This window comes from Variovorax sp. PDC80, assembly GCF_900115375.1.
Lineage (GTDB): Bacteria > Pseudomonadota > Gammaproteobacteria > Burkholderiales > Burkholderiaceae_C > Variovorax.
This window is the reverse complement of sequence record NZ_FOWG01000015.1, coordinates 19,265-40,631: the sequence shown is the minus strand read 5'-3', so window position 1 is coordinate 40,631 and position 21,367 is coordinate 19,265. Positions and strand designations below refer to the sequence as shown.

The 21,367-nt window shown below is 66.5% G+C and carries 19 protein-coding genes; 11 read left to right on the top strand and 8 right to left on the bottom strand.

Annotated elements, in window-relative coordinates:
* Positions 1-42: 42 nt before the first annotated feature.
* Entirely contained in the window at positions 43-531 is a 489-nt protein-coding gene (locus BM109_RS33405) for an Lrp/AsnC family transcriptional regulator (RefSeq protein ID WP_093352805.1), read from the top strand.
* An 85-nt stretch (positions 532-616) separates the two neighbouring features.
* Here BM109_RS33405 and BM109_RS33400 read toward each other — a convergent pair whose 3' ends face one another.
* Positions 617-1,714, bottom strand: a complete 1,098-nt coding sequence (locus tag BM109_RS33400) for a ParB/RepB/Spo0J family partition protein (RefSeq protein ID WP_093353216.1) — start codon at positions 1,712-1,714, stop codon at positions 617-619.
* A 475-nt stretch (positions 1,715-2,189) separates the two neighbouring features.
* Positions 2,190-3,344 (bottom strand): AAA family ATPase, encoded by a 1,155-nt coding sequence (locus BM109_RS33395; RefSeq protein WP_256222935.1) that lies wholly within the window; start codon positions 3,342-3,344, stop codon positions 2,190-2,192.
* Between the two features lie 657 nt (positions 3,345-4,001).
* On the opposite strand from BM109_RS33395, the gene BM109_RS33390 reads away from it, so the two are divergent.
* From BM109_RS33390 to BM109_RS33375, 4 genes are all read left to right on the top strand, one after another.
* Positions 4,002-5,330, top strand: coding sequence for a replication initiation protein (locus BM109_RS33390; protein ID WP_256222934.1), 1,329 nt, complete (start codon positions 4,002-4,004; stop codon positions 5,328-5,330).
* Positions 5,331-5,701: 371 nt separating this feature from the next.
* The gene (locus BM109_RS33385) at positions 5,702-6,154 is read left to right on the top strand and encodes a MarR family winged helix-turn-helix transcriptional regulator (RefSeq protein WP_093352797.1); all 453 of its coding nucleotides are present in this window, start codon (positions 5,702-5,704) and stop codon (positions 6,152-6,154) included.
* 13 nt (positions 6,155-6,167) lie between these two features.
* Complete coding sequence (locus tag BM109_RS33380; RefSeq protein ID WP_093352794.1) at positions 6,168-6,722, top strand: isochorismatase family protein; 555 nt, start codon at positions 6,168-6,170, stop codon at positions 6,720-6,722.
* The gene (locus BM109_RS33375) at positions 6,719-7,972 is read left to right on the top strand and encodes an MFS transporter (protein WP_093352791.1); all 1,254 of its coding nucleotides are present in this window, start codon (positions 6,719-6,721) and stop codon (positions 7,970-7,972) included. The genes BM109_RS33380 and BM109_RS33375 overlap by 4 nt, the downstream gene beginning before the upstream one ends.
* A gap of 48 nt (positions 7,973-8,020) precedes the next feature.
* Here BM109_RS33375 and BM109_RS33370 read toward each other — a convergent pair whose 3' ends face one another.
* From BM109_RS33370 to BM109_RS33360, 3 genes are all read right to left on the bottom strand, one after another.
* Positions 8,021-10,573 (bottom strand): TonB-dependent siderophore receptor, encoded by a 2,553-nt coding sequence (locus BM109_RS33370; RefSeq protein WP_093352789.1) that lies wholly within the window; start codon positions 10,571-10,573, stop codon positions 8,021-8,023.
* A gap of 84 nt (positions 10,574-10,657) precedes the next feature.
* Positions 10,658-11,674 (bottom strand): FecR domain-containing protein, encoded by a 1,017-nt coding sequence (locus tag BM109_RS33365; protein ID WP_093352786.1) that lies wholly within the window; start codon positions 11,672-11,674, stop codon positions 10,658-10,660.
* Entirely contained in the window at positions 11,671-12,180 is a 510-nt protein-coding gene (locus BM109_RS33360; RefSeq protein ID WP_093352784.1) for a sigma-70 family RNA polymerase sigma factor, read from the bottom strand. Before BM109_RS33360 ends, BM109_RS33365 begins: the two co-directional genes overlap by 4 nt.
* A 426-nt stretch (positions 12,181-12,606) precedes the next feature.
* Here BM109_RS33360 and BM109_RS33355 point away from each other — a divergent pair, with 426 nt between their 5' ends.
* Both BM109_RS33355 and BM109_RS33350 read left to right on the top strand, forming a co-directional pair.
* Complete coding sequence (locus tag BM109_RS33355) at positions 12,607-13,674, top strand: catalase family peroxidase (RefSeq protein WP_093352781.1); 1,068 nt, start codon at positions 12,607-12,609, stop codon at positions 13,672-13,674.
* Complete coding sequence (locus tag BM109_RS33350) at positions 13,671-14,216, top strand: cytochrome b (protein WP_093352778.1); 546 nt, start codon at positions 13,671-13,673, stop codon at positions 14,214-14,216. Before BM109_RS33355 ends, BM109_RS33350 begins: the two co-directional genes overlap by 4 nt.
* A gap of 88 nt (positions 14,217-14,304) precedes the next feature.
* Here BM109_RS33350 and BM109_RS33345 read toward each other — a convergent pair whose 3' ends face one another.
* Positions 14,305-15,741: an MFS transporter gene (locus tag BM109_RS33345; protein WP_093352775.1), complete on the bottom strand. Its 1,437-nt coding sequence runs from the start codon at positions 15,739-15,741 to the stop codon at positions 14,305-14,307.
* 23 nt (positions 15,742-15,764) lie between these two features.
* The gene (locus tag BM109_RS33340; protein ID WP_093352772.1) at positions 15,765-16,238 is read right to left on the bottom strand and encodes a nuclear transport factor 2 family protein; all 474 of its coding nucleotides are present in this window, start codon (positions 16,236-16,238) and stop codon (positions 15,765-15,767) included.
* Between the two features lie 380 nt (positions 16,239-16,618).
* Here BM109_RS33340 and BM109_RS33335 point away from each other — a divergent pair, with 380 nt between their 5' ends.
* Positions 16,619-17,191 carry a TetR/AcrR family transcriptional regulator gene (locus BM109_RS33335; RefSeq protein ID WP_256222933.1) on the top strand — a complete coding sequence of 191 codons (573 nt, stop codon included), beginning with the start codon at positions 16,619-16,621 and terminating at the stop codon, positions 17,189-17,191.
* Positions 17,192-17,212: 21 nt separating this feature from the next.
* Here the strand turns inward: BM109_RS33335 and BM109_RS33330 are convergent, their stop codons facing one another.
* Positions 17,213-18,184 carry a helix-turn-helix transcriptional regulator gene (locus BM109_RS33330; RefSeq protein WP_177239528.1) on the bottom strand — a complete coding sequence of 324 codons (972 nt, stop codon included), beginning with the start codon at positions 18,182-18,184 and terminating at the stop codon, positions 17,213-17,215.
* Positions 18,185-18,437: 253 nt separating this feature from the next.
* Between BM109_RS33330 and BM109_RS33325 the strand changes: the two genes are divergently transcribed.
* Genes BM109_RS33325 through BM109_RS33315 form a run of 3 tightly spaced genes read left to right on the top strand, consistent with a single transcriptional unit; the run spans position 18,438 to position 21,326 of the window.
* Positions 18,438-18,665 carry a hypothetical protein gene (locus BM109_RS33325; protein WP_093352766.1) on the top strand — a complete coding sequence of 76 codons (228 nt, stop codon included), beginning with the start codon at positions 18,438-18,440 and terminating at the stop codon, positions 18,663-18,665.
* A 4-nt stretch (positions 18,666-18,669) separates the two neighbouring features.
* A complete protein-coding gene (locus BM109_RS33320) occupies positions 18,670-20,187 on the top strand; it encodes a sodium:solute symporter family protein (protein ID WP_093352763.1) in 1,518 nt (505 codons plus the stop codon).
* A gap of 53 nt (positions 20,188-20,240) precedes the next feature.
* Positions 20,241-21,326: a carbon-nitrogen hydrolase family protein gene (locus BM109_RS33315; protein ID WP_093352761.1), complete on the top strand. Its 1,086-nt coding sequence runs from the start codon at positions 20,241-20,243 to the stop codon at positions 21,324-21,326.
* Positions 21,327-21,367: the final 41 nt, after the last annotated feature.

Sequence of the window (21,367 nt, the reverse complement as noted above, 5' to 3'; positions counted from 1 at the left end):
ATCGGCTGCATTTTCAGCCTCTTCACGCAACATTCGCTCGAGATGCCCACCAGACTCACCGAATCGGGATACGTCCTCGACCGCCAGGACCGCGCCATCCTGCAGATCCTGCAGCGCGACAACAAGACGCCGCAGCGCGTGATCGCGGAGGAAGTGAGCCTGTCCGCGCCGGCCGTCCAGCGCCGCATCGCCGCGCTCGAGGCCGCCGGCGTGATCCAGCGCAACGTGGCGGTGCTCGATGCCGATGCGCTGGGCGCCACCATCACCTCGATCGTCGAGGTGCAGCTGGTCGACGAGCGGGCGGCGACGGTGGACCGCGCCAAGGCCATCTTCCGCGAGACGCCCGAGGTGCAGCAGTGCTACTACGTGACCGGTGGCGTGAGCTGCGTGCTGATCATCGTGGCGGCCAACATGCGCAGCTACGAAGGGCTGACGCGGCGGCTTTTCGCGGAGAACGAGCAGGTGAAGAGCTTCCGGTCGCTGGTGGCGCTGGACCGCGTGAAGACCGATACCGCCATCGTCATCCCCTAGATCGATGGCTTGGAGGGTCTCCGAAGCGCTGGACGCAGGCGCTTCGGAAATCCCAAATCTACTCACATTGAGCTTTGGCTGGCACTTATGCGCCGGTATTCCGGAGCTTGAGCAGCGCGTCGCCCACGGCTTTCTGGATCGCTTCCACGTCGCCGTCGGCCGATGCCTGGGAGGTCAGCGTGATCGTGACCTCGCCGAGCTTGGAGCGCGCGAGGGTGCCGAGCCGCGTGCCGTTGGCCTGCAGCTCGAGCCGCTCCGCGCGCTCCATGCTCGGGCGGGCATCGAGCAGCCGCGCCACCACCATCGAGGCCGAGAGGTCGTGGCCCCGGAGTTTCTCGGCCCGCTTGAGCACGGCACGGCGATCCTTGTCCATCGCGGCATGGATCTGCTCGGCGTGGCGGAAGCCGACCTCGAGCGGCGTGCGGAAGCATTCGACGATCAGCGAGGGCAGCGCCGCGACCTGCAGCGCCTTGCGCACCCAGGTGTGGCTGACGCCGAGCGCTTCGGCCAGTTGGCGCTGCGTGGGGAACAGCTGCTCGTCGAGCGCGCGCTGGTACATCATGCCCTGCTCGTAGGACGAGAGATCCGCGCGTTCGCGGTTCTCGCGGTCCATGGCGGCGAACAGGGCGGCGTCGCCGAGTTCTTCCTGCCAGATCGAGGCCAGCACCGGAATGCCGAGTTCCAGGCAGGCGCGGTGCCGGCGATGGCCGAACACCAGTTCGTACTGCCCTTCCTCGTCCTTGAGCGGCCGCACCAGGATCGGCTGCACGTTGCCGCCCGCATGTTCGATGTCGGCCTTGAGGCCGGCGAACTCGGCGTTCGAGAACGCGGTCTCGTGGCGGTTGGCCCAGCGGCTCGGGCGGATGGTCTGGGGATCGAGCTTGCGCGTGGGCAGCGAGCCTTCGTACTGGCTGAGCTTTTCGCGCAGCGCGGCCATCTCGCCTTCGACCTGCTGGATCTGGCCGCGGAAAGCCATCATCTGGCCGGGGCCGGTGCGGGGAGCGAGCGAGCTCTTGCCCACCGGTGGAAACCTGGTTTCCACGGCGGCGGGCGGCATGAAGGGCGGCACCTCGGGTGCGGCGGCTTCGGGCAGCGCGGTGGTCGGTGGAGCGGCCGGTGGCAGATCCTGCGGCAGCGAGAGGTTGGCAGTGAGCGCCTCGAGACGCTTGCGTGTGCTGGACATGGTCATGTCTCCTTGAATCTGGAAACCCGGTTTCCACGGACGGGCCGGACGAGTGCCGGTGGAATGGGCGGGTGGCTGGAAACCTGGTTTCCACGGCGCGGGTGTGCGAAGGGTTTCGACACCGGAGCGCGCATCGTGCCGACGGACCGGATCGCCGGCGCGGCAAAAGCCGAAAGCGCCGAGGTCGTCGGCGCGGTGTTCCCGGGGAGGGCCCCTGGGGTCTGCATATATAGAGAGGGCGATGGGGACGGCGGCCAGGGGCCGGAGGTCCATGCATCGACAGGACGCGTAGCGGGGGCGGCTGCTGGAAACCTGGTTTCCACGCCACCCCGTCTTTCAAACCTGGCGCGCGGCGGCCTCGCGATCGCCCGGCCCTTCCGGCCCGGGCCGAACGCTTCCTCGGGCCGCGCTGCGAGCCTTTTCGACATGGGCGTGGAAACCAGGTTTCCACGCACCGGATCCGACGAACTCCTCATCAACGCGGGCGCCCCTGCGCACCCCAGGCGCCCACCACCGATTGCTCGACCAGTTCGACGAAGGCGTCGTACGCATCGACCGCGCGCTTGTAGGTCTTGGCGGCGCCTTCGTAGCGCTGCACGTCGTAGACGGTCGCGAACTCGGCCGCCTTGTTGCTGGTGACGCTGGTCTTCGGAATCTCGACCGGCAAGGTGTACTCGCCATAGGTCGCCTGGATCCACTGCCGCACCGCGGGCATGGCCGGGTCGGCCGCGTCGACGCGGCTCAGCAGCACGTGCAGGAAGTCGAAGGCCTTGCCTTCGCGGTCCTTGCTCTGGCCGTCGAGGTTGCCGCCGAGGTCGGCCAGCAGCGACCAGAACTGCGCCGACGAAGCGAAGTCCAGGCCCGAGGGCGGGACGGGCACGACGATGCCGTTGGCCGCCCACAGGGCATTGATCGTCACATAGGACAGTGACGGCGGCGTGTCGATCACGATCACATCGTAGAGGTCGCGCACGCTCTCGAGGCCTTCGTTGAGCACGTCCCAGAACTTGGCGCCCGGCTCCTGCATCTGCCGCGCCGGCAGCGCGAACTCGGCCGAGAACAGGAAGGGCGCGGCGGCCACGAGGTCGATGCCGTCCCAGTAGGTCGAGCGGATCGCGTAGCGGATGTCGCGCTCGGTGCCGTCGCACAGCGGGCCGATGGTCATGTCCTCGGTCACCTCGGCTTCGGGCAGCAGGCCGTGCAGCGTGGTCAGCGAGCCCTGCGGATCGGTGTCGATCGCGAGCACGCGGTGGCCGCGCAGGCTCAGGCCCTGGGCCAGGATCATCGCGGTGGTGGTCTTGGCCACGCCGCCCTTGAAGTTGCCGACCGCGATGGTCACCGCCTTGCGGCCGGCGGGACGCATCTTGTCGGCGCGGTAGGTGCGGGTCCAGCGACGCAGTTCGTCGAGGCCGAAGTTGCGCTTGCCGCCCGAAGGTGTGAGCCGGCCGGCCGGCAGGTCTTCCTTGGTGATGCGGTAGGCGACATGCGCCTTGTCGACGCCGCACAGGGCGGCGAGTTGGGCCGTGGAAAAAATGGGCGGCACCTTGCGGGCCTCGGGGGCCAGCAGCATGCTGCGGATCTGCTCGACCATCGAACCGGCCCGCGTTGCCAGGGCGGCAATCTTGGACATGTTGATGACCTGGCGGGGAGGAAGCGGAGCCTCGGTGGAAACCTGGTTTCCAGGGATCGGCGGTGCATTGACGGACATCGGGGAGACACCTTATTCGACAGAATTCTGCAATTCTACGAGAATCTGTCGAATGAACAACTTCCACCGAGTACAAGGGCATTTCCCGCCTCTGTATTGTGAGGTCGGTTGGGGAACCCGTCGCGGAGTTGTCAAAAAGCGGGCGCGATCCGGGTCCATCGGCGGGCGCCAGGCAGCCCGGAGGCCCCAAACTGGCGCTGCGGAGGCGGTCATCGCCGCAATCCGGGGCCCGCACCGCCCCGTTCCCCTTGTCCACTCACATTGGACCCCATTCCTGCTCACATTCCAGGGGTCGGTACCCCAACGGATCTCACATCAAATCCCAACGGTCCTCACATCAACTCCCATAAACACTCACAGAAAGCCTCGCAAGTCCTTGTCGTGAAAAGAGAAATCGGACCGCCAACTCTTCAATCTCCCAAGTGTTTATCTTTAAACTCACCAAGGCACCCGGGTTTGTGATTTGACGAATTCACATTAGCCAAGCATCATGTGAACCCTCCCGCTTACGCAACCATGGCCGACGACGACCTTCCACGCACACTTCCTCGCCCGCCACCCCCGGCGGACGAGCAGAGCGTGGCCAAGGCCAACGAGGCCATCGCCATCCGGCCCAAGCGGGGCCGGCTCACCTTGCTCTCGCGCCGGATCTACAACGCGCTGCTCTACCACTCGCAGCGCCAGGGGGTCGACGAACCCGTCTACCAGCTCCCGCTCAGCGAGCTGATCGGCGACGCCCGCTTCAACTCGAACAACACCGAGCTGCTCAAGGCCCACCTGCGCGACATGCAGGCCACCACCATCGAGTGGTCGACCAGCGGTCCCGCGCTGCGGCGCTGGGTGTCGACCCAGCTGCTGGGCACCGTCACCATCGAGGAGCAGGGCCGGGGCCGTCCGTGCATGGTCACCTGGCGCTATCCCGACGAGATCAAGGAGCGGCTGGTCAAGCCGCACCAGTACACGCGCGTGCTGCTCGAGATCAGCGGCCAGATGCGCAGCTACTCGGCCGCCGTGCTCTACGAGATCGGCGCGCGCTACCTGACCTCGCCGGGCCGGCTGTCGATGCGCGAGGACGTGCTGTGGTGGGCCGCCGTGCTCACCGGCCGCAGCGACATCAAGGAGGTCGACTACCGCTTCCTCAAGCGCGACGTGATCAGCAAGGCCCTGGCCGAGATCGACGCGCTGTGCGAGGACTTCAGCATCGAGCTCATCGAGCACAAGCGTGGCCGCAAGATCGAGGAGATCCAGTTCCGCGTCGTGCCCAAGGTGCAGCAACGGCTCGGCGACATCTCCTCGGCCGACCGCAACGTGTTCGACCTCGAGCTGGTCGGCCGCCTCATCGCGCTGGGCATCAAGCAGGAAGAGGCGCAGGACCTCTACGCCATCACCGACGAAGGCCAGATCCGCGCCACGCTCGACCATGTCGAGCAACGGCTGCGCAATGCCGCGATGCCCGAGCTCAAGTCGCCCGCGGCCTATTTCAAGGATGCGCTCAAGAAGGGCTATGCCGGCCTGAAGGCGCTGCCGCCCACGGCCGGCGCAGCCGCCGCCCCGGGTGCGCCGGCACCGGCCACGCCCGCGCAGCCCGCGGCGGCGCCGGCGCTGTCCGAAGGCGAGCGCATGCGCCGCATCCTCGAGCTGTGGGAGAACGCGCGCATGGTGCAGGCGCGCGCCCTCTATGCCGAGATGCCCGAGGCCGATCAGGCGCAGGTGCGTGCGCGCTTCGAGGCCGACCGGCTCGACCTGCTCGCGGCGCCGATCGCGCGCGCCTGGCGCCGCGAGGGTCCCGCGAGCCGCATCGCCGCGAGCTCGTTCCACAAGTGGCTCGCGCAGGACACCTGGCCGCAGGAGCCGAACGAGAAGGCGCTGCTGGCCTTCGCGCTCGAGCGTGGTGTGACGGGGATGTGAGGGGGCGGCGGACGCGGCGTTAGGTCGCGCGTCGTTCATGGAAGATCACATCGGCCGCACGGATTCGCTAGGCTGTCTGGCGGCCTGAGCTGCGGGACGGCGTTCGAGATGGCCGAGTCGCTTTCGATCATCGGCCTGTAGGAGTAGAGGGCACGTGTGCCTGTAGACCCGATGCGGGTCCGTTGAGCCTCGTTCGTGTCCATGGGATGAACGCTGACCGAGAGGTCGATACACATACACCGCGTTAGCGTATTTTCATGCGCAGCAGTGGCCTCGTCGGTCTGCAGTAGGACGCAATCCAGTCATTCACGGCTAAGAAAACTATGAAGGAAACCTTTGTAGTTTTCCTTTGCGTCGAATAGCATTGCGCCATGAACAAGTCAGCGAGCGCCCCTCACGATCTACGGGCGCACGCGCTGGCCGCGGAACTGCGCATGCTGATGGCCAAGCTCAACCGGCGACTGCGCGAGCAGTCGCATGCCGGCGATCTCACGGGTTCCCAGAAGACTGTGCTTCTGCATCTCGAGCGCGAAGGTCCGGCCACGGTCACGACCCTCGCGCGTACGGTGGGCGTGCGCCCTCAATCCATGGGCGCGACCGTGGCCGCGCTGCAAGGGGCGGGACTCGTCAGCGGCGCGCCCGATCCGGCCGATGGGCGCCAGACCATCTGGTCGGTCACGCCGGTCTTTCGCAAATGGATCAAGGACGCCCGCGCCGCGCGCGAGGACTGGCTGTTCCAGGTCATCCAGACCAGGCTCGCCCCGCGTGAGCAGGAAACGCTCGCGGCGTCCATCGAACTCCTCAAACGTCTCGCCGAAGATTGAAAGCGAACCCACCATGCCCGTCACCACCCTCGATCCTCGAACCGCCCTCATCGTCATCGACCTGCAAAAGGGCATCCTCGCGCTGCCCGTCGCGCATGCCACCGGCGAGATCTTGCAGCGCGCCAGTGCCCTGGCGTCTGCCTTCCGCCAACGTGCCCTGCCGGTGGTGCTCGTCAACGTGGCAGGCGGTGCCAAGGGCCGCACTCAGCAGCAGCGCCCCGGCGGTGAACTGCCCGCCGACTGGACCGAGTTGGCCGCCGAACTCGACCGCCAGCCCCAGGACCACCTGGTCACCAAGCACACGTGGGGTGCCTTCACGAACACGGGACTCGAATCGCACCTGAAGGCGCTGGGCGTCACGCAGGTCGTGATCGTCGGCATCGCCACCAGCATCGGCGTGGAGTCGACCGCACGCCAAGCCTATGAGCTCGGATTCAACGTCACGCTCGGCATCGACGCCATGACCGACATGAACGCCGACGCGCACGCCAACAGCATCGCCCGCATCTTTCCGCGCCTGGGTGAGACCGGCACCACGCAGGAAATCATCGACCTGCTCGCTCGGTGAGCAGCAGCACATTCCGTTCGCTCAGGGGCTACAACTACCGCGTGTGGGCCGGCGGCGCGGCGGTGTCCAACGTGGGCACCTGGATGCAGCGCACCGCGCAGGACTGGATCGTGCTCACGCAGCTCACGCGCCACAACGCCACGGCGGTCGGTATCGTGATGGCGCTGCAGTTCGGCCCGCAGTTGTTGCTGCTGCCGCTCACCGGCTGGGCGGCCGACCATCTCGACCGGCGCAAGCTGCTCATGGTCACGCAGGCCACCATGGGCACGTTGGCGCTCGGGCTGGGTCTGCTGACACTCACCGGCCTCGTGCAGCTGTGGCACGTGTACGTGTTCGCGCTGCTGCTGGGGTGCGTGGCTGCCTTCGATGCGCCGGCGCGTCAGACTTTCGTGTCGGAACTGGTCACCGAGATCGACCTGCAGAATGCGGTGGCGCTCAACTCCACGTCATTCAATGCCGCGCGCATGATCGGCCCGGCGGTCGCAGGCACGCTGATCGCCGCGGTCGGTACGGGCTGGGTCTTCGTGATCAACGCGGCCTCCTACGTGGCCGTCATCGGCGCGATGAAGATGCTGCGCGTGCATGAGCTTTACCTGCGCCAGCGCGCAGTGCGCACCCGCGGCAGTTTTCTCGAGGGCTTTCGCTACGTTTGGCGCCGCCCCGACCTGAAGGCCGTGCTGTTCATGCTCTTTCTGATCGGCACCTTCGGCCTGAACTTCCCGATCTTCATCTCCACGATGTCGGTCACCGTCTTTCATGCGGGCGCCCACCAGTACGGCCTGCTGTCTTCGATCATGGCGATCGGCTCCGTCGCGGGCGCGCTGCTTGCCGCGCGGCGCGACAAGCCGCGCATGGGCGTGCTCGTGGTGGGTGCGTCCGTTTTCGGCGCGGGCTGCGCGCTGGCCGCGCTGATGCCCGGCTACTGGCTCTTCGGCATGGCGCTGATCGTGGTGGGTGTGGCCGCGCAAACCTTCACCACCACGGTCAACAGTTGGGTGCAGCTGTCGACCGAGCCCGCCATGCGAGGGCGCGTGCTGGCGATCCTGCTGGCCATCGTGCTCGGTTGCACGCCGATGGGTGCGCCCCTGGTCGGTTGGGTGGCCGACACGTTCGGGGCGCGTTGGGCGATGGGTGTGGCGGCGCTGTCGGGGCTGGCCGCGGCCATCGTCGGGTGGCGCTACCTGTCGACTTACGGCCGGCTGTCGCCGGCGGGCGCTTCACAGGCAAAACCGGGGTCATGGGACGGGTGAAAACGGCTGGCGCTGATGCGCGGAGACACTTGACACTCGATGGCCGCGCTACCAGCTGTACCCAGCGGTCACATAGACACTGCGACGCTCGCCGTAGTAGCAGCCCGTCGACGACAGGCAGGTCGCCACATAGGTCTTGTCCGCCAGGTTGGACACGTTCAGCGCCAGGCGCAGGCCCTTGAGTGCCGGGCGCCAGCGCCCGAGGTCCCAGCGCAGGGCTGCATCCATGAGGGTCACACCGGGCACGCGGAACTGGTTCGCGGCATCGCCGTAGGTGGTGCTGATGCGGCGCACGCCCGCGCCGAGCGACAGTCCGGGCGCAATCTCCAAGGGAAAGGCGTAGTCCAGCCACAGTGCCGCCTGGTGCTCGGGCACATAGGGGAAGCGCTTGCCCAGGGTGCTGGCGCCCGACGCGTTGGCGTTTGCGCGCGTGACCCGGCTGTCGGTGTAGGCATAGGAGGCGATCACATCCAGGCCGCGCGCCAGCGGTGCCTTGGCTTCCAGCTCGAGGCCGCGCACACGCACCTCGCCGGTCTGCTCGCTGAACGATCGGCTCAGTGGATCCGGCGTCAACACATTGCGTTGCGTCAGCTCATAGACGGCTGCGGTCACCATGGCCTTGGATCCGGCCGGTTGGTACTTCAGACCGGCCTCGATCTGCCGGCCCGTGGTGGGCTCGAAGGGGTTGCCCTGCCGGTCGGTGCCGGCGGCCGGCTGGAACGAGGTGCTGTAGCTCAGGTAGGGCGCGAAGCCACTGTCGAAGTTGTACATGAGCGCGGCGCGCCCGGTGAACTTGTCGTCGTGCTGGTCGACGCGTGCCATGCGCGCCGTCGCGGTCGTCAGCGTGCGGGTGTCGGTGTCGGCCTTGTCGTAGCGGCCGGCCAGCACGACGCTCCAGCGGTCCAGGTGGATCTGGTCCTGCAGGTAGAAGCCGGTCTGGCGGCGCTTCTGGTCGATATGGGTCGCGACGCCGGGCACGGCGCCGGAATCGGTGCCGAAGACCGGGAGGTAGGCATTGAAGGGCCGCGTGATGATGCGCAGGTTGGTCTCGTCGAACGCGGATTTCTCATTGGAGAAGTCCACGCCGGCGAGCAGCGTGTGCCGCAACGTGCCGGTGGCGAAGTCCGCCTGCAGCTGCGTGTCGGCGGTCAGCAGGCTGGCCTCCTCGGGAAAGGCCCATGCGTAGCGCAGCAGCGAGGACGGGTTGCAGGCCGCCAGGCAGACGGCCTGAATGCGTTGGGTGTACGCGTCGACCTTGCCGTAACGCAGGTTCTGGCGCACCGTGAAGGTGTCGTTGAAGCGGTGTTCGAATTCATAGCCCACGAAGCGCTGCCGGTTGCTGAAGCGGTCGTAGCCTGGCTCGCCGACGAAGGTGCGCGTGGGCAGGGCAGCGTAGCGGCTGGTGTCGAGGGTGCCCGCGGCGGGCAGTGCCGGCGCGCCGCCGCCGCCGGGGGAGTCGAGCGACTGCCATTGGCCGAGCACCGTGAGACGCGTTGCGCTGGAAGGGCGGAAGGTCAGCGACGGAGCGAAGTAGGTCTTGCGTTCGGAGACGTGGTCGTAGGACGTGTTGGCCTCCCGGTGCAGCGCGACCAGCCGGTAGCTCCAGACGCCATCGGCATCGAGGGCACCGCCGAGATCGAGCGCCGCCTGGCGCCGGTCGTGGCTGCCGAACTGCAGCTCGACCTCGCGCACCGGTTCGAGCGTCGGGCGCTTGCTGACCATGTTCACCAGCCCACCGGGCGTCGCCTGGCCATAGAGCACCGACGACGGGCCCTTGACGACTTCGACGCGTTCCAGTCCCCACGGCTCGATGCGCGGCTGCGAGTAGCCGCGTGCGCCGAAAGGCAGGCGCAGGTTGTCGAGGTAGCGCGCGGGCGGCGTGAAGCCCCGCAAGGTGAGCCAGTCCAGGCGCAGGTCGGTGTTGCCGTATTGGGCCACGATGCCCGGCGTGTAGCGAAGGCTCTCGACCAGCGTGGTCGCGCCCTGCGCGTCCATCTGGTCGCGCGTCACGACGGACACGGACTGCGGCGTCTCCATCAGGGGCGTGTCGGTCTTGGTGCCCGAGACGCTGCGCCGCGCGATGAAGCCGGACACCGGGCCGGTGCCGGTCTCCCGGCTCGCCTGGGGTTCCACGACGATCGCCGGCAGCGACCCGGCCGATGGCTGACCCGCTGCCGACGGGCTGGCGGGGCGCGACGCATCGCGCTGCAGGGAGTAGATGTTGTCGCCCGTGCGAGTCGCCCGCAGGCCGCTGCCCTGGAGGGCCGTGGCGAGCGCCTCCTGCAGGGTGAAGCGTCCGCGCAGGCCGGGGCTGTCGAGCCCGGCAGTGAGGGATGCATCGACCGACAGCAGGATGCCCGACTGGCTGGCGAGCTGCGTGAGAACGCCGGCCAGCGGACCGGGCGCGAGGGCGTAGTCGCGCGCGCTCTGCTCCGCGGGCGACTGGGCGAGCGCCGGGTTGGCATGCAGGACGACGGCGGCAGGCAGGATGGTGAGCGCCGTGCCCAGCGCACGCGCGGCGAGGGTGGTGCGACGCAGGCGCGAGCGGGGCGCTCGTGCGGGGCGCAGGCCATGGAGGGAAGGAATCGAGAGGTCGCGCATGGAGGCTTTGAGCAAATGGAAGGGTTGGTACCTTCCTTGCCACGCGACGGTCGCAAAAGGGGAACCTGCGCCGCGAATCTTTTTTCAGTGGCGGTTGTCGGGGCCCTGCGCAGGCTCGATGGTCACCCACCATGGCAGCACGCGGTTCACCCGTACCGGGAGGGTGGCCTGGAGCGCCGCGAGGATCCGGTCGGTATCCGCCAGCGGATAGCTGCCCACGATCCGCAGGTCGCGAACGGCCGGTGCGCAGGCGAGGTGGCCGCGCCGGTGGCGGGCCAGCGCATCGATGAAGTCGCCCAGACGCATGTCGTTGGCGACAAGCTGGCCGCGCGTCCAGCTGTCGCTGCCCGCGTCCGCGGCCGCCGGTGCATCGACGCGGTCGATGAACAGCCGGGTCTGCTCATTCGCGAGCAGCGTCAGCGACGGCCCGCCCCGGGCAGGCTGGACGCGCACCGCGCCTTCGAAGACCGTGACGAGTGCCGAGTCGGCAGCGTTGCCGTCGCCCTGCACGGTGAAGCGCGTGCCCAGCGCCGTGAGCCGTCCCTGGGCGACCTCGACCACGAGCGGTCGATCCTCCCAGGCCGGGTCGTGTCCTGTGGACACCAGCACTTCGCCGGCATGCAGGAGGATGCGCCGATGGGTTGGCGTGAAGTCGACATCGACCGCCGAAGCGGTATTGAGCCAGAGCCGGCTGCCGTCCTCCAGCACGATTTCACGGCGTTCGCCGGTCTGCGTGCGGTACGTTGCCACCCATCCGCGCCAGGGCACTTCGCGTTCGAGGAGCCAGCCGGCCACGCCGGCAATGGGCAGCAAGGCCAGCACGCGCAGCGCGCTGCGCCGGCGGCGCGTGGCCGTGGCCCGCGTGTCTTCGAGGATCTGGCGCGCAGGGAGATGGCGCACGGACGAGAAGTCGCGGGACACGGCCTCGACCTGTTGCCACGCGGCACGCGCACCGCCATCCTTGCGCAGCCACGCTTCCCAGCGCAGCCGATCGCCCGCGGTGGCCGACTCGGACTGCAGCAGGGCAAACCAGGTCGCCGCCTGCTGCAGATCTTCGAACGTCGCTCGGGGCTGTTCCGGGTGCGCCGACACCGCCGTCATGGCTCCTGCGCAAGAAGAAGGCACTGCAACATCGCCTGGGCCATGTATTTTTTGACCATCCGATCCGACACGCCGAGTTCAAGCGCGATCTCCGCGTAGGTCCGACCGTCGATCTGCGACAGCAGGAAGGCCTTGCGCGCCTTGTCGCTCAGCGTGTTCAGCATGGCGTCGATCCGGCACAGCATTTCCACCGCGATCATTCGCTCCTCGGGCGAGGGGGCGAGGAGCTCGGGCTGTGCGGCGACCGCTTCCGCCCAGGCGCGCTCCACGTCGGCGCGGCGCCAGTGGTTGACGATCACGCCGTGGGCGAGCGTGCGCAGGAATGCGCGTGGCTCGCGCACCTGTGCCAGCTCGCGCGAGGTGATGAGCCGTACGAAGGTGTCATGTGCCAGGTCCGCGGCCTGGGAGCTGCCGCTCAGTCGGCGCAGGAACCAGCCGAGCAGCCAGCCATGGTGCTCGCGGTAGATGCTGTCGATCAGCGCGGGGGCTGGCAGGGGGGCGGGCATGGGAGCACGAAGGCGTGACAAATAAGAATAGTTCTTATTCTAAAGAATTACATCCTCCGCCACGTTGATGCCGTCGTCGAAGCTTGAAAATCAACTAACGGCCTGGCGCGTTAGCGCATCGGGCTCGATCGCCGCCGCGCCAGTACCTCTTGCCGCCAATGAGGGGGTCGAGCACAAGACCGCCTGTGGCAGCGGCATCGGCCGCGTAGGCATGTGCGGCGCGGTCCGAAATTTCTGCAAGGCCGGCCAGCGCCTGGAATCCGTTGAAGGCGGCGTAACCAGGAGCCTTTTCTTCTCGAACTAAGGCCTGACGAATCGGACAGGCCAGCGTGTTGCCTGGTTGCTTGCCAACCCGTTGAAAGGGCATGAGATGAACAGTTCTAGACACACCCACTGCCTCCGGCAGGTGCACGGGAGCGTAAGCGGATGAAGAACCGAGAAGATCAAGCTGCCAACGGGCGACCCACCGTGGTCCGACTCGCCGCGATCGCTCTTTCAGTCGGGGCCGTTGCCTGTGCCTTCGCCTACGCAGCCGGGTGGTTCACACCTGCGCGCCTGACTCCCGAGAAGATCGTGGATTCGCTCGCGCCGCCAAGCGGACCGGTCCAGGGCTACCGGCGCAATCATGCGAAAGGCATTTGCTTCGCTGGAAATTTCGAGGCGAACGGCGCGGCGGTCGCGGTTTCACGAGCGTCCATCTTCAAGGCCGGGAGCTACTCGGTCATGGGTCGCTTCAACCTCGCGGGCTCCATTCCGACCATGGCGGATGGCACTGGTCGTGTACGTGGGTTGAGCCTTCGAATACAGGCGTCAGACCAGCAGGAGTGGCGCACCGCGATGATCAATGCACCATTCTTTCCGATCGCGACCCCGCAGGAGTTCTATGAACTCCAGCGCGCCAGTGCGAACAAGGATGACCCCGGTGCAGTCAAGCAATTCGCAGCCAGCCACCCTTCGCTTCGCGAATTCGGCGCATGGGCGGGCAGTGCGCCCTATGCCGAATCCTACGCGGAGGATCGCTTCAACAGCCTCAACAGTTTCGTACTGACCAATGCACAGGGTCAGAGCCAGACCGTTCGCTGGTCATTCATTCCGACCGCCGCCATGGTTCCGGTGCCGTCGGAGGATTTGAAGAAGCGCGATCCCGATTTTCTCTTCAAGGAAATCACTCAACGGGTCGCGGACGCCCCGCAGAAGTGGAGGCTGGTACTGACGCTCGCCAATCCGGGCGATTCCACTGCCGATCCCACCAAGGTTTGGCCAGAGGACCGCCGGCAGATAGACGCGGGCACGCTCGTGGTGACCCGGATCGAAGCCGAAGCCAACGGACCATGCCGCGACATCAACTTCGATCCCACGGTCCTGCCAGAGGGAATGCAGACCTCCGACGATCCGTTCCCTGCAGCGCGCTCGGCGGCCTATGCGGTGTCCTATGACCGTCGCACCTCGGAGTCGAACCACTACCCTCGCGTTCAAGCCGAAGGCAAGCCATGAGCCATCAACGCGTGAAATTCTCGAAGCTGCAGCGCGTGCTCCATTGGGTCATGGCGATCGGCATCCTTGCGATGTTGTTCATCGGGGTCGGCATGATGTCCACGATCGATCGCGCTTACCTGGTGCTGGTAGGCATCCACAAGCAGCTCGGCATTGCGATACTTGTCCTGGCGCTGCTGCGTCTCATCGTGCGCTGGCGCAGCGGGGCACCTTCGTTGCCTGCCAGCATGAGCGAGCCCATGAAGCTTGCGGCAAGGTTGTCGCATGTCGCGTTCTATGCGCTGATGATCGCGATGCCTTTGCTGGGATGGTCCATGTTGTCGGCGGCGGACTATCCCGTGACCTTGGCCGGGATGCGGCTGCCCTCCATCGTCCCGCCCAGCGCCGAGTTGCACAGCATCCTGTGGAGCGCCCATCGCTTCCTCGCGTTCTGCTTGTTCGCATTGTTCTTGCTGCACTTCGCTGCTGCGCTTCTCCATGCCTGGGTCCGAAGGGACGGCGTGTTCGAGACCATGACCTTTGGTCGCCGAGGCGGCCGCTGATTCATTCGGCCGGCGCGCGTTCCTCGGGACCCGTGCGGCGATGCCGGATGTCTGCGGGTCACCTGCGAGATAGAGCACCCGACGCCGGCTAGTTGGGGGCAGGCCGGGGAGCGACACCGATTCCCGACCTCGAAGCGACAACGGACAAGATGGCCGCAAGGGTCAGACTCGCGCCAATGCAAAGCATGGCGGCAACCAGTGCTTTGGCCATGGAGCTCGCGCTGGGCGAAGTGCCCGCGACAGTGAAGAAGACGCCGCCGATGACTGCGACGCCGAGGGCGGCGCTGATCTGCAAGGCCGAGTTCGTGATGCCGGCAATCATTCCGGAGCCGCTCACCGGGGCACGATCGATGACCGAGCGCACGAGCGTGGGCAACGCCCAGCCCTGCCCGAAACCCAGAAGTCCCACCGCAACGATGAGCGGAAGCTGGGCCGGCATTCGTGCGGGGGCGCCAGCAACCAGCGCCGCGAGGTACAGGCATCCGGCCACCTCGAGCAGCATGCCGATGGCGGGAACCCACTTGCCGAAGAGACGGACGGCAAACGGTGTCGTCAAAGGACCGATGAAGAAGCCGACGCCGAACGGCAGGAACACCAGTCCCGTTGCCAGGGGATCCAGACCCAGTGCCGACTGGAGGTAGACGGAGAACACCAGAAAGAAGGCAGAGACGACGTAGAAGAAGAGGACCCCGGCCAGGCCGCTCATCAATCCAGGCATGCGGACCAGGTCGATGCTGACGAGCGGGACGCCGCCTCGTCGAGAGAATGCCTTTTCATACCGCCAGAAGCTGAATGCAGCGATGGGCGTTGCGATGAGCATGGCGCATGCCCACCATGGCCATCCCCTTTCGCGCCCCTCAACCAGGGGCACGATCAGCAAGCTCAGCGTGAGCGCGCAGAGCAGAACACCGCCCCAGTCGACGGGCGCAGGGCTATCGCCGCGGACGTCCGGCAGCAAGGGCAATCCTCCGATCAGGACCGCAGCCACCACGGGCAGATTGATCAGGAAGATGATTCGCCACTGAAGGTGAAAGATGTCTGCGGAGAGCAATGCGCCGCCCAGTGCTTGCGCGATCACTGCTGCCAGCCCTACGGTGGCGCCATAGAGACCCAGGGCGCGCGAGCGCTCCCGCACGGGAAACAGGGCATGAACGGAGGCCAGCCCTTGGGGGGCCATGGCGGCTGCGCTGAGACCTTGGAGTATGCGTCCGACGATCAGCATCGAAGGCGAGGTTGCGAGGCCGCACAGCAAGGACGTGAGTCCGAAGCCGCTGATGCCCAGCAGGAACATTCGCCGTCGGCCGAAGAGGTCGCCAAGCCGCCCACCGGTGATGAGGAAGACCGCGTAAGCCGCTGCATATCCGGAGATCACCAGTTGCAATTCAGCAGCACTCGTACCGAGGTCGCCCTGAATGGACGGCAGCGCGACATTGACGATGAAGAAGTCGAGCGGAGGCAGAAACGCTCCCACCAGCAACACCGCGAATGCGAGCCACCGACGCGAATCTGAAGTTGGTTCTTGCATGATTTCGGTTGCGGCGGTTGTGTTCAGAGGGGACGACCGAAGCGTTCCGTGCCCATGATGGGGGTCCAGTTCTGCAAAGGCGTGGCGAAATGCATCTCGAAGATGCGTTGCTGGAAGGCCCAGCGCCCGTCTCTTCGCTGATAGATGTCCTTGTACTGGCCGCTCACTTGCAGCGGTCCCTTTTCGACGTCGTAGAAGAGGCAATCCGCCGCGACCAGGCCATGACCGTTGTCGCCGTCGAGCGTGATGATCGAATTCGCCATCCAGTGATGCATGTGCGGCATGCGTTTCATGTTGACGCGTGCTTGCGCCAGGATCGCATCGAGTCCTTCCGCGTTTCCATTGGCGCCAAGGAGCAGCCGCGAGTCGGGGTGCCAGAGGGTTGCCAGCAGCGCTTCATTCATCGTGTCGAATGCTTCTGCGTAGTTGGCGATCAGGGCATCGATGGCGAAGCGGCTTTCGATGGCGTCGAGGCGAGCTTCGAGTTCTTTTGACATGTGGGGTTCTCCGTGAGTGAGCGGTGCGGACGCTCTGCGAGCGCACCAAAAAAATGTACCAAGTGGTACAGAAATGGGTAAAAAAATAGCGCGACTTGAGCTACCAGGGGCGTGGAGCCCGCTCCATGCGCGGGCGCCTGGTGTCCAAGTGCACTCTTCGATCGCATCGATTTAAATATCGATCGGTATAAATATATGGCGACGCCCGAAGACTGTCAACGACACGGTTCGACACGTCGATTTGCCAGCCGGGACAGCAGGTCTTTGCTTGTCGATCTATTGTGTATCGACTAGTATGTAATTTTGAACCAGCGGAGATCTTCATGGCTCAGCGAGGCCGACCACGCGCATTCGACCGCGATGCGGCCCTTACCTCGGCCATGCACCTGTTCTGGGAGCATGGTTTCGAATCGACCTCGCTGTCGCAACTGAAGGCGGCGATGGGCAGTGGAATCTCCGCGCCCAGCTTCTACGCGGCCTTCGAGTCCAAGGAAGCCTTGTACAAGGAGGCGCTGGATCGATACATGGAGATCTATGGCCACTTGACCAGAAGCCTCCACGATCCTTCGCTGGAGCCGCGAGAAGCGGTGTTCCTAGCATTGAAACGTTCGGCAAAGATGCAGTGGGAGGGCGGGCACCCCAAGGGTTGCATGGTCGCGCTGGGCGTGATGGGCGCCTGCTCGTCGGGCAGCGAAACCATCACCGCAATGCTTCGAGATGTGCGCAGTCGCACCCGCGCCGGGTTCCGTGCCTGCGTCGAGCGGGCCATCAAGAGCGGGGAATTGCGCAAGTCAACGAACCCGGCTTCGATGGCCGCCGCGTTCGACAGTTTCTTCCTGGGTCTCTCCGTCCTGGCCCGCGACCGTGTCCGGCTCGCGGTCATCGAGGAATCCGTGGTTGAAGCCATGGGCATCTGGGATGCCGCGCTGGATCGACCCGATCGTTCAGGCTGAGCTTCGGTCGACCGCGGCCGTTCAAGGCGCGTTCAACAGGCTGGCCAGCTCCGCCTTGTCGGTCAGCCCGAGCTTGATGTAGATCTCGCGCAGGTAGTGCCTGACGGTGGCCGGCGACAGCTGTAGCGCGCGGGCGACCTCCTTGTACGACTGGCCCGAGGAGAACGCGCGCGCTACGTCCGATTCGCGCGGCGTGAGGCGATCGATGGCGCGCAGCCTGCGGATCGAAAGCCGCTGCAGTGCTCCCGCGGCCTCGATCGAGAAGACCAGGTCCGCGAAGACGCTGCGCGCGCCGTCGCGCCGCAAGGCCGAAACGAGCGCCGGCGGCAGCGCTGGCGGCACCCATGCGGGCCAGATCCGGGTCATGCAGTCCTGGAAGCTCGCCGACTTCTCGATCACGCCCCACTGGAGGTCGACGAAGGCCGACGCCAGCAGTCCGCCGGTCGGCTGCGCATCGGCGCGCTCCTGATTGCGCCCGAGGTTGTGCCGCCAGCCCATGAAGACATGCGGCATGAGGAACTGCTTGGCCCAGGCCTCTGAGGCGTCGAACGCGGGGCTGCGGCCGCCGCGGAACAGCGAGACGAACAGGAAGTCGCCGGGACGTTCCGCGAGCTTGATCGCGGTGCACAGCGCATGCCGGTTGCCGACCCCCGCGTTGATCTCGTACAGGCCCGGCGTGCTGTGGAGCTGGTGGGTGTCGAAGCGGACGGTGTGGGTGGGCGCGTCGCTGACGCTGCTGGCCAGGCGGTCGTCGGGCGTGCAGGTGTCCCAGGTCTCGACGTAGGACGCGGGCAGGTTGGCCCGGTAGGAGCTCAGCAGGCGAAAGCCGCCTGCGGCGACGGGCGACATGATCCCCCACCACGCGCGGTCGAAGCCGATCACGCGATCGATGTCGCTCAACACGCGCGCCTGGAAGTCCTCCTCCCGCGTCTCGTAGGCCGCCTCGTTGATCCGAAGGATCAGATTGCCGCACTCCTGAAGGTTGTTCAGCATGGGAGTTCCAACTGGGGGCGTTCCAACAAGCAAGCCATATGCCATCGCATGGTGTGGCGGGCCATCCTAGCCTTGCGCCCCCGCCTTGCCAATGCGGCTTGCCCGGCCCCCGCAAACCGTACCCCGTTCATTTGAACGGTGCACGCCGAAGGACAGCGCTCCTAGAGTCCGTCGCGATGCGAAGGATCCGCCTCGCAGACCTCGTACGGCCCTTTTTCCCTTCCGCAGCCCGCGGCATTCCCGAAAGCCTCCCATGCCCCTTGCGACACTTCCACGGCTACCGGCCTCGATCCGGTGGTGGTTCCTGCTCAATGCGCTGCTGCTCCTGCTGCCGCCCGTGCACTGGCTCGTCAACGATCACCGGGCGCCGATCCTCGGCCTGCCGCCGACCCTGTTCTATTTCCTCGCGCTCAGCGTGTCGGTCGCGGCCAGCGTGGTGGCCGCCTATGTCGCCGAATACGGCGAAGCGGGAAGGGGGTGAAGCCATGGTGCTGACATTTGGCCTCCAGCTGGCCTTCTTCCTGGTCATCATCTACGTGCTGCACCGCAGCTACCGCAAGGACCGGTCCTTTACCGACTACGCCGTGGGCGGCCGCTCGTTCGGGGCCAACTACCAGGCGATGTCCTTCCTCAACACCTGGTATCCGGGCGCGATGTTCACCGCCTTCGCGGGCCTGGCCGTCAGTGCCGGCGTGATCTCGTTCTACGTGCTGGCCTACAGCCTCATGACGGTGGTGCTGATGTACGCCATGTCGCAGCGCGTGTGGACCTGGGGCCAGCGCTTCGACCTGCGCACGCAGCCCGACCTGTTCGCCCTGCGCTACGACTCCAGGCACATCCGCACCATCGCGGCGCTGATCGGCATCGTGTCGGGCTTCCCCTGGCTGGTGCTCGCGATGCAGGCGATGGGCGGCCTCTTCCACTTCATGTCGCTTGGTGCGCTGCCCTTCTCGGAGGCGGTGATCCTCGGCGTGGTGGTGGTCGCGATCCGGCAGATCTGGACCGTGCGCATGGGCATGCGCGGCGTGATCATCTCGGACATGTACCAGGGCATCGTGGCCTACATCTTCGGCAGCCTCATGCTGTGCGGTCTGGTCGTGTGGCTGTGGACCAGCAAGGGCGTGCGACTGCAGTCGCTCGATCCCGCGATGTTCTCGCTGCCCTCCTTCGGTTCGAAGGAAGGGCCGCTCTACCTGTTCAGCCTGCTGTTCACCAGCACCATCGGCGGCTGGTGCCTGCCGTTCATCTTCGTGCGCCTGTTCACCGCCGACGGCGTGGCCGCGCTGAAGAAATCGGCGGCCATCGCGATGCCCGCGTCGCTGGTGTTCTGCATCCCCTTGCTGATCTTCGGCATGCTCGCCTCGCAGCTACCCTCCGTGGCCAGCCATCCCGAGGACGTGTGGTTCATCGTGAGCCAGGAAGCGGGTGGCCTGCTGCTGCTCGGGCTGGCCGGCGTGGTGTTGCTGGCCGCATCGATCGGCCACACCGACGGCAGCATCCAGGCGACGGGCGCGCAGATCGCCAACGACCTGGTCGGGAACTACGCCACGCTGAGCCAGCGGCAGCTGGTCACGGTGTCGAAGATCGGCATGGTGGTTCTCACGGCCCTGGCCGCCTGGGTCGCCTGCCTCAAGCTGCCGGCGCTGTTCACGCTCGCGGTGCTGGCCTACCAGGGTGTCATCCAGCTCGCGGTGCCGCAGTTCCTGGGCATCTTCTGGAAGCGCGGCACCAAGGAAGGGGCGATCGCGGGCATGGTCGTGGGCTTCGTGCTCGTCATCGTGCTCGAGAGCTTCTTCGCCCGGCAGCTCGAAGCCGCCTGGGGCCTGACCTCGGGCGTGATCGCGCTGGCCGTGAACCTGGCCATCTACGCCGGTTTCGCATGGCTGCGGCCCCACGGCGCGGCCGAGCGCCAGCGCATCGACGGCCTGTTCGGGCTGACCCGCGAGGCCGTGGCCGAGCCGGTGCCGCCGCCAGCGAGCGTCGGTGCCTCCGCGCGCGCCTGAGCCTTCTCCCACCCATCCCCTCATTCACTCATCCTTCGAGGAGCGCTTCGTCCATGAATGCATCCACCGGCGCGCCGTCGCCCCTTTTCCCTCCCAAGTTCCTCGCGGCCGTGGTGCAGGCCGCGCCGGGTTTCTGCGACCACGACGCCGCCATCGATCTCACCGTGCGCTACATCGAGGAGGCGGCCGGCAAGCGCGCCGCCATCGTGGCCTTTCCGGAGGACTGGATCCCGGGCTATCCCTGGTGGGTCTGGCTCGACGCGCCGGCCTGGGGCTTCGGCAAGGGATGGGTGCGGCGCTTCTTCGAGAACGCCTTCAGCTACGACAGCGAGGGCGCGCGGCGCATCGCCGCGGCCGCGAAGCAGTGCGGCATCTTCGTGTCGCTCGGTGTCGTCGAGCGGCTGGGCGCGAGCCTGTACGTCGGCAACTGGATCATCGACGACCAGGGCGAGACCGTTTCGCGCCGGCGCAAGCTCAAGCCGACGCACATGGAGCGAACCGTCTTCGGCGAAGGCGATGGCAGCGACCTCGTGGTGAGCGACACGCCGCTGGGCCGCATCGGCGCGCTCTCCTGCTGGGAGCATCTGCAGCCACTCACGAAGTTTGCGATGTACAGCCAGAACGAGCAGCTGCACATCGCCGCCTGGCCCGGCTTCAGCCTCTACAAGGAGAACGCCTACGCGCTGGGCGCGGAGGTCAGCCTCGCGGCGACGCAGACCTATGCGCTCGAGGGTGGCTGCTTCGTGCTGGCCCCATCGGCCGTGACCTCGGCGTCGATGGTGTCGCAGATCTGCGATACGCCGGCCAAGCATGCGCTGTTCACGGTCGGGGGAGGTCACTCCGTCATCTACGGGCCGCATGGCAACCCGCTGTCCGAACGCATGCCGGACACCTGGGAGGGCGTCATCTGCGCCGAGATCGACCTGGGCGAGATCGCGGTGGCCAAGGCGGCCGCCGATCCCGCGGGGCACTACGCGCGCGCCGATGTCATGCGGCTGATGATCAACCGGGCACCGAACCACCGGGTTCATGCCTTCGATCTGGCGCTTCAGGCCGAGGGCGGCGCGTCCGGGCAGGCGCCGCGTTTCGACACCGATGCGGTGACCGAGCACGCGGTCGGCGCGAACAGCCCGGCTTGATGAGGCTTCCCGCCCACTCGGCGGGTCATCGACGCTCGTCT

Coding starts and splice junctions, on each gene's coding strand:
- BM109_RS33405 (WP_093352805.1), top strand. CDS start 43: ATGCCCACCAGACTCACCGAATCGGGATACGTCCTCGACCGCCAGGAC.
- BM109_RS33400 (WP_093353216.1), bottom strand. CDS start 1,714: ATGTCCAGCACACGCAAGCGTCTCGAGGCGCTCACTGCCAACCTCTCG.
- BM109_RS33395 (WP_256222935.1), bottom strand. CDS start 3,344: ATGTCCAAGATTGCCGCCCTGGCAACGCGGGCCGGTTCGATGGTCGAG.
- BM109_RS33385 (WP_093352797.1), top strand. CDS start 5,702: ATGAACAAGTCAGCGAGCGCCCCTCACGATCTACGGGCGCACGCGCTG.
- BM109_RS33380 (WP_093352794.1), top strand. CDS start 6,168: ATGCCCGTCACCACCCTCGATCCTCGAACCGCCCTCATCGTCATCGAC.
- BM109_RS33370 (WP_093352789.1), bottom strand. CDS start 10,573: ATGCGCGACCTCTCGATTCCTTCCCTCCATGGCCTGCGCCCCGCACGA.
- BM109_RS33365 (WP_093352786.1), bottom strand. CDS start 11,674: ATGACGGCGGTGTCGGCGCACCCGGAACAGCCCCGAGCGACGTTCGAA.
- BM109_RS33360 (WP_093352784.1), bottom strand. CDS start 12,180: ATGCCCGCCCCCCTGCCAGCCCCCGCGCTGATCGACAGCATCTACCGC.
- BM109_RS33355 (WP_093352781.1), top strand. CDS start 12,607: ATGAAGAACCGAGAAGATCAAGCTGCCAACGGGCGACCCACCGTGGTC.
- BM109_RS33350 (WP_093352778.1), top strand. CDS start 13,671: ATGAGCCATCAACGCGTGAAATTCTCGAAGCTGCAGCGCGTGCTCCAT.
- BM109_RS33345 (WP_093352775.1), bottom strand. CDS start 15,741: ATGCAAGAACCAACTTCAGATTCGCGTCGGTGGCTCGCATTCGCGGTG.
- BM109_RS33340 (WP_093352772.1), bottom strand. CDS start 16,238: ATGTCAAAAGAACTCGAAGCTCGCCTCGACGCCATCGAAAGCCGCTTC.
- BM109_RS33335 (WP_256222933.1), top strand. CDS start 16,619: ATGCACCTGTTCTGGGAGCATGGTTTCGAATCGACCTCGCTGTCGCAA.
- BM109_RS33330 (WP_177239528.1), bottom strand. CDS start 18,184: ATGCTGAACAACCTTCAGGAGTGCGGCAATCTGATCCTTCGGATCAAC.
- BM109_RS33325 (WP_093352766.1), top strand. CDS start 18,438: ATGCCCCTTGCGACACTTCCACGGCTACCGGCCTCGATCCGGTGGTGG.
- BM109_RS33320 (WP_093352763.1), top strand. CDS start 18,670: ATGGTGCTGACATTTGGCCTCCAGCTGGCCTTCTTCCTGGTCATCATC.
- BM109_RS33315 (WP_093352761.1), top strand. CDS start 20,241: ATGAATGCATCCACCGGCGCGCCGTCGCCCCTTTTCCCTCCCAAGTTC.